Origin of the sequence: Flavobacterium sp. EDS (assembly GCF_020991525.1) — a bacterium.
In the GTDB taxonomy this organism is placed as follows: Bacteria; Bacteroidota; Bacteroidia; order Flavobacteriales; family Flavobacteriaceae; genus Flavobacterium.
Genome location: NZ_JAJMOZ010000015.1, coordinates 16,829 through 36,218 on the forward strand (window position 1 = coordinate 16,829; position 19,390 = coordinate 36,218).

Sequence of the window (19,390 nt, forward strand, 5' to 3'; positions counted from 1 at the left end):
TTAGTTAGTAATAATTTTCCTTCTTGGTTTATTTATTTGATTTCTAATCGTAATTCTTTTTGTTAAGAATCTCAGCCAGCAATGTTTTCTCGACCTGCTGGCTTTTTTTATAGATCACAAATGAATCTTTTGTAAAAGGGTGTTTCCTTTTTATTTATATGTCTTATCGTTAATGTTCCTCAAACTTCCTTTAATCTGGAGAACGTACTGTATTTAATTTTTTCAAGATAGTATCTTTCCAATAATAATATATATGTCGAATTAAATTTTGATTTAATTGCTATACTATTTTAAGAGACCTCTCTTTTTTAATATTAAATTATTTTATAAACGATGCTCATTTTTGGTTTAATCTGAGACGATTATAAATGAGAAGTATAAATGAAGATTACTAAATCTATTATATAGAATATCTCCCATAATTTATTATCATGGTGTAAATATATAAATATATTTAATAATAGATGTTTAATTATTAAATTTTTTTAATAATTAAAAGAAGATGTGAAATTTAATTGTTAATTAAAGGAGATAACATTTTTTCCTTTATTACGCAACATGCCCCAATTACGCCAGCGCGACGCCCTAAAGTAGATTTTTTAAGTTTCATATCTCGGTTAACTAAACCTAGAGAATATTTTTTTAATGCAGTTTGAATTGGTAAAAGTGCAAAGTCACCTAATTGTGCAAAGTCACCACCAATTACTAATAAGTCAGGATTAAATATGTTAAGAAGTATAGATAAATAACGTCCCATTTTTTCACTTTGTTTTGTAATCAGATCGATACAAAGAGTATCTTCTAGATTTACAGCACCAGTAATAATAGCGTTGTGTTGTAGAGCAGGAGTACTATCATCTAGAATTACCTTTGATTGTTTTCCTTCTTTTATAGCATCTTTAAATTGATTTATTAGAGACCAACCTGAAATTTCCGTTTCTAAACATCCTAGTTTTCCACATTGGCACATGATATCATTATCAAAAATGGTGCTGTGTCCGAATTCGCCAGAATAGCCTGATTTTCCATAATAAAGCTTTCCTTCAGTAATAATACCAATTGCAACTCCCCAGCTATAATTTACAAATATGATGTTTTGTTCATCATCTACAACTCCTTCACAATATTCACCAAAAGTCATGGCTCGAGTATCATTTTCTAAGTGAACAGGTAAGTCTAATTGTTCTGAAATGATTTCTGTTAATGGTCGGTTTTCACTAAAAAAGTAATTGTAGCTAAAGCCTTCCATAGAGTTAATACGTCCAGAAAAGTTGATACATACACCTACAATCAATTTTTTTTCTACAGAACTATCTTCTATAAATGAATTAATTAAAGTGCAAAATTTTAATAATGATTCTTGTGTGTTTTGTAAAACAAAAGGGGTTCTTAAATCAACACTTACAAGTTCATTTTTGATGTTTTGCAAGCCAATAGACATTCCCGAAATACCAACTTCGACTCCTAAAAAGTAAGCGCTGGTTGGGTTAATACTATATAAAGAAGGTCTTCTTCCGCCGCTATTGGTAATTTTACCCATATCGACTACGTATTCTTCTAGCAATAATTCATTAACAGCTTTGGTAACTGTAGGAACACTCGATTGTAATTCAGCACTTAATTCAGCAATTGTTGCATTACCTTCAGATAATAAGCGTTTTGTAATTGCCTGTCTTAGCATGTGCCATTTTTGTCCAGAAAGGCTTTTGTCTTTGCTAATGTCTAATAAGTCTTTTAAATTCATCGTAGTGCTATTTATATTCAGAGATGTATTACAAACTTAATGTAATTTTTAAACAATGATGAGAATTTGATTTTCAATATTAAAATATTTTTTTATTTGGAGTTATATTTTAAATAAACGGTATTAATAGCGTTGGGTTAATGAATATAAAAACTACTTTGTTTAGGTAAAAACAATTTCTATTAGTAAAAAATAGTTCTAAATTCGCCACAAGAAGTAAAGAGATATTAATAATAATTTATTTTATAATATAACGAAGCATCCCAAATACTTGTAAATTAACGCCTACCTATGAAAAACTTATTTTTTACGCTTGCATTTTTAATCTGCTCATATACTAGTTCTAATGCACAAACCGAAGGCCTTGAAATAGGAGATATAATTCCAGATATTGATCTTCCAGATACAAAAGGCAATGTAATATCTCTTTCTTCGTTGAGAGGCTCATTGGTATTAGTCGATTTTTGGGCATCATGGTGTGGTCCTTGTGTTAAAGAGCAACCCGAATTATTAAAATTGTATCAAAAGTATCCTAACAAATTTAGGATTTATGGAGTTTCTTTAGATTCTAAAAAAACTGCTTGGTTAGGAGCTATGACAAAATTGAAACAGCCTTGGATTCAAGTAAGTGACTTAAAACTATGGGATTCTCCAGCTGTGTTAGATTATAAAATTCAATCTATTCCTTTCAATGCGCTAATTGATAAAAACGGAATTATTCTTGCCAAGAATATTCATGGAAACAAATTAGAAGAACTGATTAAAGAATTAACTACTGATAAATAATTTTTTTTGCACAATCTTGTGATTTCTGATGAAAGAAGAATTTCCGCAAGATGCTAACACAATGTATTCCTAAATTGTCGAGCTACCAGATGTGGTTCTTTGTTCCTCAGAAAGACAAGTTTTCGTGTGTTTTGTACAGACTCTAATTGTTTTGTATAAAGATACAATGTGTGTAATTTTTACACAATTTGGGTAACGGATACACACTTTAAATTTGAAATTACTATCGTAATTGCCTCATTTTCTATTAAAAATGAAAATGGCACAAGGCTTGCTAATTATGATTTGTCCAAACTTTTACACACTTTATTTTGATCGTTGTATCTCATTATTTACGACAAAATGAATGAAAAAAGAAAGGGCATTTTAATAAGAGCCGTAAAATAGAAATCGATAGTAATACAAGAATACAAGCATGAAAACTGAAACAATCTCAAAACAACTATACGCTACAAACAGCGGTACAAATGATAGTGAACACTCTTTAGCAAGTTCTTTTTTTAGTATTAACAGTAAATCTTTAAAGAAAGCATTAAAATTAAACTCAAGTCCATTAGGTTTTATTGTACTTATAAGCAGTTTTATATTAATGTTAACTGGGGCATTTTTAGTTTATAAATACCAAGCAGACTTTGATCAATTTCAAATAGAAAGAATAAACTCAACATGGGGGTATCCTTTTCTGGTAATAGCTACAGTCTTTTTTATATTTAAGACAGGAGTTTTTCTATATAATTTATTCCTTTATTTTCGTTACAAGCCTATCGAATCAGTTAGCGATGAGTTATTACCAACTTGTACGATAATTGTTCCAGCTTATAATGAAGGGAAGTTGGTTTTAGATACTTTAATAAGTTTAGCAGAAAGTGATTTTCCGGAGCAAAAAATGCAAATACTTGCTATTGATGATGGAAGTAAAGATGATACTTGGTACTGGATGCAACAAGCAAAAGTAAAATTAGGAGATAGATTGTCAATTTATCAGCAACCTAAAAACAAAGGAAAACGTCATGCACTTTACCGTGGATTTGAATTAGGAACGGGAGAAATTTTTGTAACTGTAGATAGTGATTCAGTTGTGAAAAAAGACACAATGAGAAATTTAGTTAGTCCGTTTGTTATAAATAAAAATTGTGGAGCTGTAGCAGGAAATGTTCTAGTTCTAAATAACAAAAAAGCGATACTTCCAAAAATGCTTAATGTGAGTTTTGTAATGAGTTTTGAATTTGCTCGTTCTGCCGAAAGTGTTTTAGGTTCAGTGTTATGTACTCCGGGAGCTTTAGCCGCTTATCGTAGTGAGGCAGTTTACGAGTGCCTTCCAGAATGGATTAACCAAACTTTTATGGGACAACCTTCTGATATTGGTGAAGACCGTGCAATGACGAATATGATTTTAAAACAAGGACGTCAAGTATTGTTTCAAAGAAATTCATACGTATTAACTAATGTACCTGAAGAATATACAGGATTGTATAAAATGTTTATCAGATGGGGGAGAAGTAATGTACGTGAGAGTTTAATGATGGCAAAATATGTTTTTAAAGATTTTAGAAAAGGATCTAAATTTGGTACAAGACTGTTATTTTTAGATCAATCATTAAAGATTGTTATGGCACTTCCATTTGTCTTATTTATGTTTTTCTTTATAGCAGTACATCCAATATTGTTTTTTGGTTCTACACTTTTAAGCATCATGATTGTATCCAGTTTTTCAGCTTTATTTTATGCTAAAAGACATAATATATCAGAGTCATTTTGGGCGTATTCATATAGTATTCTTTTCACTTTTGGATTATTTTGGATAACACCTTATGCTATCCTTACAGCTAATAAAAGTGGTTGGTTAACACGTGGTTTGGCTCAAGGAAAATAGATAAAAAAGTAAGTATAAATAAAAATGCTCGAATGTACATCAGTTGTATATTCGAGCATTTTTTATTAGATAAAAATAAGTTTAATCTGTTAGTGTAATTACTTCGTCAATTCGCTTCGCTCGGGTTATAAAAATAACATTTAACACATAGAGATATGGATTTGAGCTATTGGAATAGAATTTATAACTAAAGGCGATTCAATAAAAAAAAGTTTTTTCGCATAGCCTTATGTGATTTATTTTAAGTGAAACGTATTTTCTAGGCTTTATTAGACTATATCTCTATAAAAAGATCAATGGTTAAGTTTATATTTATTTCAATATAATTGAAGGAGTTGTTTCTCTTATAAAAATCAAAGCGTCAAAATCAATACCGGGTTTCATTGGTAACGCTATCGCGTTGGTCCAACTTGAATAAATATTGGTTATATTTCCGTTGGCATTGTAGAAAGGACTTTCTTCAGAAGAATCGAAGGATATAAAAAAATTAGGGAATTTAGCTTCAGCAAACAACGCCGAATATGATTTTGGTAATGCTTCAAAGCTTTGTTGTACATAATTATTACCTTCTAATACAGTAACATTTCCTTTATAAGTATCAAAACCAATTGCATAATATTCATTGCCATATTTTTGTTTTAAATGATATCCCATTCCCTCGGCTTTAGGCATATTGGTATCTTTTGCAAAATGGATATTATGTCCCCAAATGATCGTTTTATTTTTATTTTCTTGCTGAAAGTCGATAAGATTTTCGGACATAAATTTATCTCTAGCCAAAGGATTAGATACTAACGTGCTTTGATATAAAAGAGATACATATTTTTTAAATTCGTTATGATCTTTAATAGTTGCCGTTCCTTTCAATTTTACTTCCGTATTTAATTTAGAGATAATTTCTGTTTCTTCATCAGATAATTCATATATAGGAAAATCGGGAGTAGCTATCTTTTTTAAAACTGGTATCGCTGCTTGCCCATTAGTATAATGAGAAGCGTTTTTAATTAAATAAGCGGAACAAAAGTTGGCAGAAGCGTCAACATCCGATTTAATATAATTAGTATCAAAACCAAAAAGAGTAACTTTATCTTTCAGAGGTTTGGAAGCATTATACGTTTTTAACCATTCAAACAAATCATATATTTCGCTTGTATTAAATAAGCGCAACGGTTTCATGAGTTGTTTTAAATCTCCTTTTCCAGTTAGTAAATACGTATTAATTGGTGCCATTGCCGAATATCCAAACTCGAAACCAATCGTTTTATATTGGGAATTTGTAACTAGGTATTTAATAATGTGATTCTTTTCTGTATAGAATTCATGAGTGCCATGAGAAGCTTCACCCAATCCACAAATTTTGTTATCCTTAAGTAGATTAGTTAACCGCGAATAAAAGATTTTATTATCATTCTCATTGTTAGTAATGGGTATTGCATGAGAATTTATCCAGTTTAGAGATTGCCCTTGTGCAAAAGTGCAAAAAGAAAAAAAGCAACTGAACAAAACGGAGTAAAGGAAGTTTTTGGTCATATAGTAGTTTTGAACTACTAAAATACAAATAATATTTATACGATGTATAATTACATAAACTGCTTTGTAGTAAGTATGTAAAGTAGTGTATGGGTGTGACTAATTTGATACACAGCCCAGATTCAGAAGTGTCGGGAGAATGTCATTAAATCAAGAAAAAAACTTTTAATACTGTATCGAATAAATTTATTACGCAAAGTCACCAAGCAACAAAGTTTATACACAATTTCCTTTGTGACTTTGAGTGAAAAATTGGTATATCAGGTAGAAAAAGTAAAGTTTAATTCCCTTTAATTCGATTTAGGATTCCTAGCATTAAGGCTTTTCCATCACGTTTTTCTTTAGGAACTTCTTGCGCTTTTAGTTTTCCATTTTCATCTTTAAAAACATAACTAAAAGCAAATTGGGGCTGTTCAGGATCTTTAGTAAGTAAACCAAAACGCAAGTCATTAAAGTGATATTCATTATCTTTTTTAGTTATAATATACCATCCTTCACTTACCTTTTTCAAGGTTTCAAAATCAGAGTTTCCACTAAGTTGTTGTGAAAGATTATTGTTTTTTCGATAGCTTTCAAAAGTAATTGGCTGGCTATCAAAAAGTGAATAATCACCCAATAAATAGGCATCCTTAGTCGCTACATTGGCATTCCATAAAATACAATTAAATGCAGTTGGTTTTACGATGAGATCATCATAGGTTATATGTTGTTCTTGTAGTGCATTTTTGAATTGTTGTAATGCATAAAGTTTTAGTACACAAGTTAGCAATAGATAAAACGAACTGAGGTATATACCTCGTAAAACATATTTTTTTCGAAGAGAAAAAGTAGGTTTTCGCCAAGCTAAAATCAAACAAATAATTAGCGGAAGTGTATATAGAGGATCAATTACAAAAATAGTTTTTAGGGCAATACGATCAGGAAGAGGCCAGAAAATTTGCGTTCCCCAAGAAGTAAACATATCTAGTAATACATGGGTAAACAAGCACCAAAACACCATCAGAGAGGCAGTTCGGAAATTAATTTTCCCTCGTTCTATTTTGGCAATAAGCCAACCTAAGATAGGCGAAAGTAATCCGAAAAATAATAAGGAATGACTTAGTCCCCGATGTATTGCTACACCATCAACAGGATTTAAAAATTGTCCAATAACAACATCGAGATCAGGGATAGTGCCTAGAATAGCCCCATATAAAATAGTTCTACGTTGCAGTTTATCACCTGCGCATAATTCGGCAGTTGCAATTCCTAGCACAATCTGAGTAAAAGAATCCATGAAGTAATTATTGAGTTGCAAATTTAAACAGAAAGAAGTCTTATTCTATCGCCTCTAAAGTAGTTTTTTATTTTAAGTTTTAATCTATAGATGTAATAATATAACTATACCAGAATCATAATGTTTGGGTAAAGTAGTTTATCGTAATAATAATTTTATTTATAATTGATTGTTGGTATTCGTTTTATAAAATAATAACTAAATTTAGATAGCAAAATCTCTCTTATGAATAAAATTACATATACTCTTATTGGGCTTTTTACTGTAGGTGTTTTATTTATTACTGCACGTATTTATTCTGAAGAAGAAAAATCTAAATCTGTTGTGTCTAAAGCAAAAGAATATCAGCCAGGAATACTATTATCGTTTGATGATAATTATGTGGAAGATTGGTATAATGCCGAAAAAAGATTGCGTCATCTAGGATGGAAGGCAACTTTTTTTGTGTGTAAATATGATTCTTTGACAACCCAGCAAAAGAAAAAACTGCACTACTTACAACATATGGGACATGATATCGCTGCACATGGTTATAATCATGAGAATGCACTTAAATATTCTGCCGCATATGGAATTAATAAATATATCGATAATGAGATAATACCTCTTAAAGAAATTATGGATAAAGATGGATTTAACATCCGTTCATTCGCTTATCCTGATGGAGCCCGTGATGCTACTTTAGATAAGGAATTATTGAAATATTTTGATATTATAAGAGGTACAACCTACGGAATGCTTCCACCCGAATCACAGTATTGCTACTACGAAGGAAATAGAGTTATTTACGGTTTAGGAATCGATGATGATTATAAACAGTTTAATGTTGATTATTATAAAACCCTAATGGATTATGCCAAAAAGCATAATAAAATTGTTGTTTTCTATGGTCATAAAACAGTAGACAAAGCAGATGAAAAGCTAGAAACACCACTGGCAGCTTTAGAAGAGTTATGTAAATATGCAATAGATAATAATCTTAAGTTTTATACAGTTGATGATTTGAAAAATTTATAATTTATTAAATTAGGAAGCATTTAGTTTTTCAAAATTACTCATCGACTAGCAACTATTTTTCATCGGTGGCAGGAGGGCTTTCGTCGGTAGGTTTTTTAATCTAGGTATTGTGCTATTACTTTTGATTAAAAAATATAACATATGTCATCACTTACACCACTTATCTGGCTTTTAACAATTTTGCCACTTTTCATTTTTGCTTTTATTAATGTTAAGAAAGTAAACCTGAAATTTCTCTTGTTTTTTGTGCTTTACTTTTTAGCAGATTGCTACTTGCAACAGTTTAGCCAACGCTATCTCAGTCTTGAATTTATTGGATTAAAATTCACATGGATTGGGAAAATACTAAGTTTAATTTTAGCTCTAGGAATTGTCTTTTCGGTAAGTAAAAATGACCGTGAAGAAATTGGATTTACGTCAAAAGGCAATTCAAAACAACAACTGAAATTCGGAATTTTGTTTTTCCTTGGATTTTTACTTTTTGATGTTGTTTTCAAGCTAATTTTGTTTCCAAAAGGGGGGACGTTTGATTTTGAAACGTTTGCTTTTCAGGCTACTATGCCCGGTTTAACAGAAGAAATTGTATTTAGAGGAATCAGTTTATGGCTTCTGGATAAAGCATTTTTACCCAAATGGAATGTTAAAGGAATTAAATTTGGCTGGGGATTTTTTATTGTTACCATCTTATTTGGTGTTGGTCACGGGGTATTTATGACAGAAGATTATCAATTTAAGATTGATATTATTACGATAATTTACCTAACCCTAATCTCATCTTTAAGTCTTGGTGTATTGCGAAAATTTTCTGGTAATCTTATATATCCAATTCTAGGTCACAATACGATTAATATAATAAATGCTATCATCAGAATATTATAATTAAAGTAACAACTTCTAAAACTATATTTAAATTTGCTTAATATAAAATGTATTTAATGCAAGACACAAAGATTTTCTCAAATTACTTGGCAAGTAAAATAGCTGAATTTAATTTTGATAAATTTTATACCAAGAGCAATCGGATTCTACTTCATGTTTTTATGTGGCTGAGTTTTTCAATATTGCTAAGTTTGAGTTATGTCCTAGCTTATCAACTTTCATATTTCAATGCTTTTATTCTTACTGTTAGGATGACAACTGTTAATATGATTGTGTTTTACATGTTCTTTTATTTATTGTTACCAAAGATTTTTTCGGGAGGTAAAGCCAGAATGGTAATTCTATTATTGTTTACTTTTATTGTATCTATTTTTGTTTGGATGGCAGTAACTTATTTTTTTTCGTTGCTATATCATTCACTCGGTTTCGAAATTCTTAAAGGAGAATTGAAGGGGGCTATAGGAATGAGTGCAAGTCAAACGTTTTTGCAAGCAATCTCAATAAAGAGAATGTTTTCTCAAGCCTTCATCATTATTTCAATTTTGTCTCCTTTCTTTTTTGTGAAAATCCTTTTTGAAATTTCGAAGCTTTATAATAAAACTTTAAATATTCAGAGTCAGAAATCAGCTTTAGAAATTCAAAACGTTAATATTGAAAAAAACTTTTTGAAAGCACAGCTCAATCCACATTTCCTATTTAATACATTAAATAATTTGTATGGCCTTTCGATAAAAAAAGACGACAGTACACCAGAAGTTATTTTAAATCTTTCGGATATTATGAGTTATACACTTTATGAATCGAATACCGAAAAAGTAGCATTGGAAAAGGAATTGGATTTTATAAAAAATTATTTCGAATTGGAGAAAATGAGATATTCGGCTAATAAAAATATTCAATTTCATATTCCTCAAGGAGAAGATTTATCAGGATTGTACATAGCACCACTTTTGACTTTCACATTTATAGAAAATGCATTTAAATACGGGCTTAAAGGAAATAAGGAACAGTTTATTTATTTGAACATAAAAGTTCAGGATAGAACGTTTTATTTTGAACTTGAAAATGATGTAGAGCAAGGGATAAAAGATAATGAATTTGGCGGTATAGGAGTTACAAATGTTCGTAAACGCCTGCAATTATTGTATCCTAACAAACACCAACTGGATATTGAAAATTTGGAAACAAAATTTAAAGTCAATTTAAAAATAGATTTAGACTAATGAATAAATTAATTTGCATTGTTATAGATGACGAACCACTTGGGAGAGTGGTTATTGAAACTTTCGTGAAAGAAATTCCATATCTAGAGCTGACGGCTTCATTTGAAGATCCAGTTGAAGCGTTGGCGTACTTACATAATAATGCGGTGGATATTGTTTTTAGTGATATTCAAATGCCTAAAATTAGCGGAATGGAATTGTTACGCTCGTTAGTGTATCCGCCTGTAGTGATTTTTATTACAGCGCATCGTGATTTTGCCTTGGATGGTTTTGAAGCTGGTGTAACAGATTATTTGGTAAAACCAGTTCGATTTGATCGTTTTTTAAAGGCTGTCAATAGAGCCAAAGATAAAGTTACATCAAGTCAGATAGCAATACTTCAGCAACAAATTCATACTGACAGGATATTTATTAAATCTGAAGGAAAGCTGGTGAAAATTTTATTCAATGAAATCCTTTATATAGAAGCTCAGGGTGATTATCTCAAAATTATTATCTCTTCTGGAAGCTTTACAACACAGGTCACTCTTAAAGCAATGGAGGAGATTCTTAATCTTCCAAATTTCTTTCGAGTACAGCGTTCGTTTATTCTTAATTTAGAAGCTGTGAGAAGTATCAATGGCAATACAGTTGAGCTAACTAATGGTAAGTCAATCACAATAGCTTTAAATAAAAAAGAAGAGCTTTTTAACCTATTAGGGATAAAGTAAAATAATAGAAGACGATAGGAAATAGTTTATCGCCTTCTATTATTAATTATTTGTAATAAAATAAGAAATTAAGTTTAGTGACCTTTACTGTTTTCGAAACCAAGAATTGTAATTCTATAAGGAGTATTAGAGACTTTCATTTTCTTAGCAATAGACATAGTAGGTAAGTTCAGTTGTAATAATTCTCCAGTAGTTGGAGAAGTAATGTAAGCAAAGTTTTCTGTTAGTTCAATTTGGGGCTTCATAGAAGCGTCTTTTGCTGTTTCACCAATTACTTTTCCTTGTTTTTCAACTTGTAACGTAGTTAAATTAAATAATTTAAATTCACCGTTATGCAATAAAATGCCCAGTTTAGTTTTGTTGTAGCTTACTTTGCATTGTACAATATCTACACTTTGTAAAATTGGTTTAATTGTTCCGCTTGCAACATCAATTAGATAGGCGCCTTTTGCAGCAGTATAACCTATAAACTTTCCTTTGGCTTTTGTTTCTAAAATACTTCCAAACCATGATGTTCCAAAATCTTCAGGAAGAGCGATAAGTTTTTGTTTTCCTGAGCTTTCAACAACAAGTACACCGCTTGCTGAGCCGAAAACAGCATAGGTTCCGTCTGAAGCGTTTCCGTGAATTCCTTTTGTAGAAATTGTAGCTTCGAAAAGAGTTTTACCAATATTATCTATGATTTTTACTTTTTCAGGTAGTGTTCCTGCAACCGAATTATCTTTTTCGGTAATGGCATAAGTTCCATTAGAAAAAGTTGCCATAGCACCATGATGTGCTAATAAACCAGCATTAATTACTTTAAATTTAGCTCCAGCTGTATTAACCTCAGATTCTTTGGCTACAGATAGCGTCCCATCTCCATCATTAAAAGTTAATAGCTCTCCTATTTTACTTTTAAAATGAGTAGGCTTAGATGATTGACCTGTTAAAGCACCAAATTTTGGAATTCCGTCTACATCTACATGGTCACCATGACCTTCAAATCCACTGTCAAAAGTTTCTACTGTATTGTTTGCTCCATGAATGATACCTGCATATCTGCCTGATTCAGTAGTGTAAACAGTTGACTTTGCAAATTTTGCATTAAAAAAACTAGAGGTACCATCAACTGGATTTACGAGTGTGATTTCTGTTGTTTTTTCATCAGAAAGTAATACTCTCAAAAATTTATATTCAGTCAAAGTTTCCGTTGGAGTTTCATTAATATTGTCGTCATCGTCATTGCTACAAGAGATTGTAAAAGAGGATAAAGCAAATAGGAAAATCAGTTTGTAATAATTGTTTTTCATTGTAAATAGGTATTTAAGATAATAGTTAAATTAGTAATTAATGGTAATAGGCATTGATTTGTATACATTGAGATTGTAGGTTGTATTTTTGTACAAAACCACCCAATTATATACACCAGATTCCCATGCTTTTTCACCAGTTATTGGGTTTGCATTAGGAAGGTTTGCATCAGTTGCTGCACCGATAACAATTTTTTCGCCGCCCCAAACATCATTCACTTTTTGCAAAGTCGAAATCTTTGATGCCGAAGCAAGGCCTTTATGCTCGACTTTAGAAATTACGATTACTTTTTTAAAATCAAGATTGTCAATGCTCTCTGGATGATAATTCGCACTTTTTTTAATCAGTACAGAATACAATATTCCATCGCCTTTAATTTGGCTAATCTGAGCATGAGCCGTTAGTTCATCGTTCTTTTTAAAGATTAGTTCGGGCTCTACCCAAGTTCCCATATGATAAATTAAATTTTCGTTACGAGAAATCATATCTCTACCAATTAGTGGATCAGTAGGTAAATTTGCAGCATCGACAATCGTAAAATCTTCTTTAATTTCTAGTTTAGATCCATTGCTGTCTAATACTATAAAGAAAAAATCATATTTACCTTCGGGAGCTTCATTTGGGATGTTGAAGTGTTTATGTACAGTGGTATTTTTGGCTCCAACATATTCAGCCCAGCTAAGTTCTAATTTCCAATCGCTTGCATATTTTTCTCCTTTTTTAGGAAGTATTTTAAGTTGCACAGCAGCAATTTTGTCTCCAGCTTTAATATCGGCGTTAAAGTGAAAATCACGACCAATAACACCTTGCTTATTATTAGCAGAACCAATTTCTACATTGGTCATGGTTGGCTTTGCAACTTCGGTGGTGGCATTATCATCATCGCTGTTACATGCAGTAAATGCACTTGCAAATAGCAGGAACAAAGGGAATAATTTTGTTTTTTTCATAAAGGGGGTTTGTGTTAAAGGGTTCATATTTATTTGTGATTAAGAATTAAAAAAGGGATTTTGAGTGATAGGATTATGTTTCTGCTTGCCTCAGGAAGTTCTATTAACCGATAAAAACTGGTATGATTTAAATATTTAGTATTAAACAAGTTTTGTACTTGCAGTGAAATATCTAAATCTTGTTGTCCTGCTTTTACTTTTGTTCCTAGAGCAAGATTAAAAACATGACTGCTGGCAGTTTTCTTTTCAGGAGGTACAATTTGATTTTGTTCGGCAGTAAAACGATAATCCAATGAGAAATAACTATCTCTTAGATTCTTGATTTCTGGACTATAAGTAAGTCCCAACAGTACTGAAGCAGGAGGAGAAAAGGGGAGTGTATAGCCTTTTTTGCTTCCAGAAAGCTGTTCAGAATAAAGATATTCTACTAGAATTTCACCACTTAAATTTTTTAAGAATTGATAGCGTGTTTGTAATTCTCCCCCATAGCGCATGACTTTGCTTTGTTCATATTCAAAAACCTGATTACCTGCGCCATAATAAATGTCATGTTGCGAAGTGGGGTTGAGGTAGATGTAATTTGGAAAGTAATTAAAAAATGGGCTTAGTTGTACAGACCATTTATTATCCTGCCATTCTAATCCAAGATCTAACTGATAGGATTGTTCGGCAGCTAAGCTAGGATCACCTTTTTCGAATCGGAAATAATGATAATTAACACCATTTGATGCTAATTCTTTAGCAATTGGCATTCTGAAACTAGTCCCAGCATTGGCTTTCAAAGAGAATTTTTCCAGATTATAATTTACTCCAGTCGACCAGGTGAAACTTTTAAAAGTACGTGTAAGTTCTTCCGAGCGTTTTAAGTATTCAAAATGGGTCTGTCCATTAGTAGTTACTTCACTTTCAAACCAATCGGTGTATTGTTTCATTTTGATTCTGCCATAATCCATTCGCAGCGCAGCGTGTAGCAGCCATTTTTCATTTAACTGAATTTTGTCATAAGCAAATGCACCAGCATTAATTTGAGAAAAAGCAGGAATTAAGAAGCTCCATCCACCAATTTTATTCTGTTGTAATTCAGTATTCACCCCTACAGTAAACTGATGATTACCCAATGAGAATTCATCTTTTACAGATGCAGAGAAAACTTCTTTATCATATTGTCGCTCAAGATCACGTGAAGCATACATATCATTGGGATATATAGGAGGCATATAACCATGATTCACATAATGACTCCATTCACGACGAAAATTCTTTTGAAAACCCAATTGAGTTTCTAGTCGATGTTCTCCTAATTGAAAAGAAGTAGTGTTGCTTACCTTGGTATGGTTTACTTCCTGATGTGGCATCTGTATATCGCGGCTGGATTTATCATGAAGTTCCAGATCTACATTTCGAGGTTCAAGCCCATGAGCATTGGCAAAAAAGCCAGTTTTACTATATACGTTGCTTAGATACAAAACCGATTTAAACTTCTGACTTATATATCCTGTACTTGCATGCAAATTGAGTTCACGCCCAGCCGTATTACGCAAATGATTTTTATACAAGGGAACAGTATAATTATATACCTGAACAACAGCTGTAGGAACACGATAGTCTCCGTAATCCATTGTTGTCATTCGGGTATCAAAGAACCAATTGTCATTGCGCCCAAATAAATTGATAGAACTTCCGTATTGTTCGTTATTGGTTTTGCCAGTGAGGATAGCACTTCCTCCCAAAACGTGTTTGGCAGGAAATGGTAAAGGTTTTATATTGATAGCACCTCCAATTGCATCAGATCCATAAATGAATGAGGATGGCCCCTTGATTATTTCTACACGATTTACAGCATATTGATCAATCTCAAGACCATGATCAGCCCCCCATTGTTGGCCTTCATGTTTAATACCATTCTCTACAACAATAACCTGATTGAAACTTAATCCTCGAATTAAAGGTTTTGAACCTCCAGCACCGATAGATATGGTTTTAATACCAGGTAATCTTTGGAGTGATTGCATAAGACTGCCACCAAGATTACGCTGGATATAACTGCTGCTTACAATAGCTACATTAAGTGATTTCTCCTTTTTGTGTTGTGCTTCATAATTGTCCTTTATTACAACTTCTTCTAATTCTTTGATTTCTTGCTTTAATATAATATCAGGCAGAATATTTTGGTTTTTTTCTAACGAAAGGTCAACTTCAAACGGAGTATAACCAGAGTAGCTTATTGTCAATTTTTTAGAAGTTTTTAATGACTGTGGAAAATAAAAGTTCCCTTCTTTATTTGTTAAAACCGTGATAGCAGACGGATAAATCGTTACAGTAGCTCTCTCTAATGGTTTATGGCTATTAGAAAGAACTTTACCTGATATACTAATACTTTGTGCAGTTACTTTCGTAAAAATACCAGCACAAAATAGTAACAGATAAACAATCTGTAATCGATTTGATTTATATTCTTTTATCAAAATCACTTTATTTAATCTTAATGCTTATTCCTTTAATAGTCTGCCAGCCTTCTTTATCTGTCAAGCGAATAAGGAAATGATAATCACCTGGATCGATATCTGCAGGAATGTTGATTTCTTGTGATGCCTCATAACTTTTTAATCCATCAGGAATCGTTACAGAATTAATATAGAGCATAGGTTTAACAGGCTTTTTTATAGCTTCAGCAGCACAGTCATTTACCTCAGTACTATGATTATGATGGTCAAAATTGTGATGAATATCTAAACTGTAAGAGCCTAATTGTGCATTGTCAGTAAATTTTGCTTTAAACGTAAGTTTCTGACCCCGTGTGACTTCACTGCATTGTATCGGGAATGCATTTGCAACTGAGATATCGATAACGGGATATTCTGTATCAATTTTGTCATCATCACTGCCACTACAAGCTATTAATGTGCTAGTTAGTGCAAATCCAGCAAGCATTAATCGTATTGTTTTCGTTTTGCCTTGTTTGAGTTTTACTCTGTTCATATGTATTAATTTTGGATTACGGATTATAGAATGCGATTTTCTAGATGACATAGCTATAAGCAATGACAACTTAAAAAATGGACATAGGAGGATGTATTCACAGAAGCTTATTCTATGAAATCAAAGATTTTTTAAAAATGAAATAACAATAAAAACGGTAGTAAAAACTTGGCTTATGTGATAAGCAAAACTCGTAGTTATCTTTTTGGTTCAATAGAACTTTTTAAACGATATAGGCTATGTAAGAAAACATAATTTTTATAAATAATTGGATTATAGACGCCTACAAATTGGTATAATCCGTTTTGTAGTAATATGTAAATAAAAATTATTTAAAATAGTTTAATACGAGTGACATAAGTGCCAATTGATTTTACTTTAAACTGTAGGAGGTGCTCTAAGGGCAAATAAAGATCCTTTAAAAAATAAAGAGTATGTTTTGAAATAATAAGAAACATATGATGATATGCTACTATTTTTATAAAATTCAAAAGACACAAAAGTAAAAGTACTAACAGGAGTAAATTTAAAATGACATATAGCACATTCTTCAGAAGAGTGATTGTGTGTTATAAGCTCACTTTTACTCTCACTATAGTTTTGTGTATGTTTATGTGAAGTAACATGATTTTGAATGTGTTCATAAGAATGGACTATTGGAAATAGTATTGCAAATACTACCACCAACGGCATAAGAAGATTAATAATTTTAAATTTCTTTTTCATTCTGAATGAATCAATTTTCAACTATTTATAGCTAATCAAAGTGATAGAAAATATATAATTTTCACATTTAATCCTTTTGTTAACGCAATAGTGTTGCAAATATAAAAATCTTATCTATAAATGCAACATTGTTTCAATAAAAATAAAATAAGAGCGATCAATTCTTGTTGTTTTTTATTATTTGTGAATAGCTGTACTTATTAATAAAATTTGAACTTCCTAGTCTGAATGCAATTATTAGTTTGATTTTTATTTATTTGGATAGAAAGAATTAATATTTTTTTCCATTTTTACTTGTATTTAGTAAGATGCATTTGTAGAAAAAAACACACAACACTTTATGATAGACGTAGTTTTAAAAAAAACATAAATTGATGTTATAGTAAAATATACTATATTTCGAAAGTTTTTAATAATGATAAAGTTTTATCTTACAACGAAGCGCTCCAGCTTTAATTATACTCAAAAAAAAGTAATTATTCTTTATGCAGTCACATGATATAATAATCCTTGAAAAACTCAGGTTGGGAGACTCTTCAGCCTACAAGGAATTATTTGACTTATATTATATGCCTTTAAGCATATATTCTTTTAAGTATTGTGATTCATTTGAATTAGCCGAAGATATTGTGCAAGATTTATTCATAAAGTTTTGGGATGAAAAGCTTTATATGAATCTTGATACAGCCATTGGTCCGTATCTTTTTCGTTCTGTAAAAAATAATACTTTACAGGCAACTAAAAAAAATAACAGATACATATTTGAAGAAATTGAAGATCAGATTCATACTTTATTAGATGATGATCATCTAGATATGGATTTTATAGAGCAAGAAAAAAAGAAACTTTACGAACAAATCGAAGCTTTACCTTTAAAAAGTAAAGAAGTTTTTAAAGCGATTGTATTGAATAATTTAAAGTATAAAGAAGTTGCTTTAGAGCTCGGAATATCAGTAAATACTGTTAAAACACATTACTCAAGAGCCTTAAAACAACTACGAAATTCATTGGATATAATTATAACAGTATTAATAGTTTAAAAAAAGTTTGATTTTTTGTCACCCATTTTTCATTTTTTATAATCTATACAATAATTAGATCTAAATAATGAATGATATTCCACAAAATATATTAGAGATACTTTTAGCTTATACTTCAAAAGAAGGAATTAGCGAAAGTCAATTTAATACCCTTAACGAATGGATAAAGAGCAGTTCAGAAAATGAATTTATTTTTTCTGAGTACCTGTTGTTTTACAAAAAATCAAGAAGAATTGGATTTGCTGAAAAAATAAATAAAGATAAGGCTTGGGAAAACATTGTATCTCAATTGCAACGACCTATAGAACTTGAATATTCTGAGAAACCTACACTCTTGTTAAGAATTTTAAAGCATAAAAAAGTCTTTCTGAAATATGCAGCAATAGTGATTGTTTTATTGTCAATTGGTTTTTTATATTATCAAAAGAACGATGATGCTAAATCAACTTTTAAAGTTCCTGAGGAAGCTATAACACTACAATTAGAGAATGGAGCTATTCAGATAATAAAAGAGGATGGCACTACACAAGTTGTAGATGTTAACGGAAATGTTGTAGGCAAACAAAAAGGGAATCTATTGGAGTATGGTAGTTCAGTTGCAAAAGATACCTTAGCTTATAATATTATAAAAATTCCTTATGGAAAGCGCTTTGAGCTAAAATTATCAGACGGAACAAATGTCCATTTAAATTCAGGAAGTAGCTTGCGTTATCCTGTTCGATTTGTAGAGAAAGATAAACGCCAAGTATTCTTAGATGGTGAAGCCTATTTTGATGTTACTAAAGACGCAAAACACCCTTTTATCGTTAGCTCAAATGACATGAATGTTAAGGTTTTAGGAACCAAGTTTAATGTTACTTCTTATAAGAAAGACGCAAAAACATATGCAGTTTTAGTAGAGGGGAGTATAGCCGCTTCTAGCAAATTAGAGCAGAATGATAATGTAATTCTGAAACCTGGATATCGTGCTTATTTTGAAGATAAAAAATTAAAAACAGAGGTAGCAGATGTTAGAAAATATGTTGCTTGGGTTTCTGGAGAACTTATGTTTATTGACGATTCATTTGATGTTATTTCCAATAAATTAGAACGTAAATATAATGTTGAGATTATAAATAATTATAAAGATTTAGATGATATAGTAATAACTGCAACATTTAAAAATGAAAATATTTATCAGGTTTTGAAGACCTTTCAAACCTATGAAGCTTTTGATTTTACTATTAACAATAGAATAATAACCATAAATAAACCAAAAATGAAATAGAATTAACTAAACCAAAAAAAAGGAAGGTGCGCCAACACCTTCCAATCATTTTAAAGTGATTTAATCTTAAACCAGTAAAACTAAACCAGTGTAAACT

15 protein-coding genes are annotated in these 19,390 nt (G+C 31.0%); 8 read left to right on the plus strand and 7 right to left on the minus strand.

Going from position 1 to position 19,390, the window contains the following annotated elements:
* Positions 1–511: 511 nt before the first annotated feature.
* The gene (locus tag LPB87_RS17495; protein WP_129538850.1) at positions 512–1,744 is read right to left on the minus strand and encodes an ROK family transcriptional regulator; all 1,233 of its coding nucleotides are present in this window, start codon (positions 1,742–1,744) and stop codon (positions 512–514) included.
* Positions 1,745–2,035: 291 nt separating this feature from the next.
* On the opposite strand from LPB87_RS17495, the gene LPB87_RS17500 reads away from it, so the two are divergent.
* Together LPB87_RS17500 and LPB87_RS17505 are read left to right on the plus strand one after the other, a co-directional pair.
* Positions 2,036–2,530 (plus strand): TlpA disulfide reductase family protein, encoded by a 495-nt coding sequence (locus tag LPB87_RS17500; protein ID WP_230728708.1) that lies wholly within the window; start codon positions 2,036–2,038, stop codon positions 2,528–2,530.
* A 415-nt stretch (positions 2,531–2,945) separates the two neighbouring features.
* Complete coding sequence (locus LPB87_RS17505) at positions 2,946–4,403, plus strand: glycosyltransferase family 2 protein (protein WP_129538848.1); 1,458 nt, start codon at positions 2,946–2,948, stop codon at positions 4,401–4,403.
* Between the two features lie 312 nt (positions 4,404–4,715).
* Here LPB87_RS17505 and LPB87_RS17510 read toward each other — a convergent pair whose 3' ends face one another.
* Both LPB87_RS17510 and LPB87_RS17515 read right to left on the minus strand, forming a co-directional pair.
* A complete protein-coding gene (locus tag LPB87_RS17510) occupies positions 4,716–5,933 on the minus strand; it encodes an erythromycin esterase family protein (protein WP_230728709.1) in 1,218 nt (405 codons plus the stop codon).
* A 280-nt stretch (positions 5,934–6,213) separates the two neighbouring features.
* On the minus strand, positions 6,214–7,209 hold the full coding sequence (locus LPB87_RS17515) for a metal-dependent hydrolase (protein WP_230728710.1): 996 nt from the start codon (positions 7,207–7,209) through the stop codon (positions 6,214–6,216).
* A 225-nt stretch (positions 7,210–7,434) separates the two neighbouring features.
* Here LPB87_RS17515 and LPB87_RS17520 point away from each other — a divergent pair, with 225 nt between their 5' ends.
* The 4 genes from LPB87_RS17520 to LPB87_RS17535 all read left to right on the plus strand — a co-directional run bounded on the left by LPB87_RS17520 (position 7,435) and on the right by LPB87_RS17535 (position 11,038).
* Positions 7,435–8,226, plus strand: coding sequence for a polysaccharide deacetylase family protein (locus tag LPB87_RS17520; protein ID WP_129538846.1), 792 nt, complete (start codon positions 7,435–7,437; stop codon positions 8,224–8,226).
* A 141-nt stretch (positions 8,227–8,367) separates the two neighbouring features.
* Complete coding sequence (locus LPB87_RS17525) at positions 8,368–9,105, plus strand: CPBP family glutamic-type intramembrane protease (RefSeq protein ID WP_230728711.1); 738 nt, start codon at positions 8,368–8,370, stop codon at positions 9,103–9,105.
* A 56-nt stretch (positions 9,106–9,161) separates the two neighbouring features.
* On the plus strand, positions 9,162–10,328 hold the full coding sequence (locus LPB87_RS17530) for a histidine kinase (protein ID WP_230728712.1): 1,167 nt from the start codon (positions 9,162–9,164) through the stop codon (positions 10,326–10,328).
* On the plus strand, positions 10,328–11,038 hold the full coding sequence (locus LPB87_RS17535; RefSeq protein ID WP_230728713.1) for a LytTR family DNA-binding domain-containing protein: 711 nt from the start codon (positions 10,328–10,330) through the stop codon (positions 11,036–11,038). Before LPB87_RS17530 ends, LPB87_RS17535 begins: the two co-directional genes overlap by 1 nt.
* Before the next feature lie 74 nt (positions 11,039–11,112).
* Here the strand turns inward: LPB87_RS17535 and LPB87_RS17540 are convergent, their stop codons facing one another.
* Genes LPB87_RS17540 through LPB87_RS17555 form a run of 4 tightly spaced genes read right to left on the minus strand, consistent with a single transcriptional unit; the run spans position 11,113 to position 16,260 of the window.
* On the minus strand, positions 11,113–12,330 hold the full coding sequence (locus tag LPB87_RS17540; protein ID WP_230728714.1) for a hypothetical protein: 1,218 nt from the start codon (positions 12,328–12,330) through the stop codon (positions 11,113–11,115).
* Between the two features lie 30 nt (positions 12,331–12,360).
* Complete coding sequence (locus LPB87_RS17545; protein ID WP_230728715.1) at positions 12,361–13,281, minus strand: DUF4625 domain-containing protein; 921 nt, start codon at positions 13,279–13,281, stop codon at positions 12,361–12,363.
* Between the two features lie 29 nt (positions 13,282–13,310).
* Entirely contained in the window at positions 13,311–15,746 is a 2,436-nt protein-coding gene (locus tag LPB87_RS17550; protein ID WP_230728716.1) for a TonB-dependent receptor, read from the minus strand.
* A 7-nt stretch (positions 15,747–15,753) separates the two neighbouring features.
* Positions 15,754–16,260, minus strand: coding sequence for a DUF4625 domain-containing protein (locus LPB87_RS17555; protein ID WP_129538841.1), 507 nt, complete (start codon positions 16,258–16,260; stop codon positions 15,754–15,756).
* Between the two features lie 1,211 nt (positions 16,261–17,471).
* Here LPB87_RS17555 and LPB87_RS17560 point away from each other — a divergent pair.
* Positions 17,472–18,026, plus strand: coding sequence for a sigma-70 family RNA polymerase sigma factor (locus LPB87_RS17560; RefSeq protein ID WP_255673267.1), 555 nt, complete (start codon positions 17,472–17,474; stop codon positions 18,024–18,026).
* A 67-nt stretch (positions 18,027–18,093) separates the two neighbouring features.
* The gene (locus LPB87_RS17565; RefSeq protein WP_129538838.1) at positions 18,094–19,293 is read left to right on the plus strand and encodes a FecR family protein; all 1,200 of its coding nucleotides are present in this window, start codon (positions 18,094–18,096) and stop codon (positions 19,291–19,293) included.
* The last annotated feature ends 97 nt before the right edge of the window (positions 19,294–19,390 follow it).

Coding starts and splice junctions, on each gene's coding strand:
- LPB87_RS17495 (WP_129538850.1), bottom strand. CDS start 1,744: ATGAATTTAAAAGACTTATTAGACATTAGCAAAGACAAAAGCCTTTCT.
- LPB87_RS17500 (WP_230728708.1), top strand. CDS start 2,036: ATGAAAAACTTATTTTTTACGCTTGCATTTTTAATCTGCTCATATACT.
- LPB87_RS17505 (WP_129538848.1), top strand. CDS start 2,946: ATGAAAACTGAAACAATCTCAAAACAACTATACGCTACAAACAGCGGT.
- LPB87_RS17510 (WP_230728709.1), bottom strand. CDS start 5,933: ATGACCAAAAACTTCCTTTACTCCGTTTTGTTCAGTTGCTTTTTTTCT.
- LPB87_RS17515 (WP_230728710.1), bottom strand. CDS start 7,209: ATGGATTCTTTTACTCAGATTGTGCTAGGAATTGCAACTGCCGAATTA.
- LPB87_RS17520 (WP_129538846.1), top strand. CDS start 7,435: ATGAATAAAATTACATATACTCTTATTGGGCTTTTTACTGTAGGTGTT.
- LPB87_RS17525 (WP_230728711.1), top strand. CDS start 8,368: ATGTCATCACTTACACCACTTATCTGGCTTTTAACAATTTTGCCACTT.
- LPB87_RS17530 (WP_230728712.1), top strand. CDS start 9,162: ATGCAAGACACAAAGATTTTCTCAAATTACTTGGCAAGTAAAATAGCT.
- LPB87_RS17535 (WP_230728713.1), top strand. CDS start 10,328: ATGAATAAATTAATTTGCATTGTTATAGATGACGAACCACTTGGGAGA.
- LPB87_RS17540 (WP_230728714.1), bottom strand. CDS start 12,330: ATGAAAAACAATTATTACAAACTGATTTTCCTATTTGCTTTATCCTCT.
- LPB87_RS17545 (WP_230728715.1), bottom strand. CDS start 13,281: ATGAAAAAAACAAAATTATTCCCTTTGTTCCTGCTATTTGCAAGTGCA.
- LPB87_RS17555 (WP_129538841.1), bottom strand. CDS start 16,260: ATGAACAGAGTAAAACTCAAACAAGGCAAAACGAAAACAATACGATTA.
- LPB87_RS17560 (WP_255673267.1), top strand. CDS start 17,472: ATGCAGTCACATGATATAATAATCCTTGAAAAACTCAGGTTGGGAGAC.
- LPB87_RS17565 (WP_129538838.1), top strand. CDS start 18,094: ATGAATGATATTCCACAAAATATATTAGAGATACTTTTAGCTTATACT.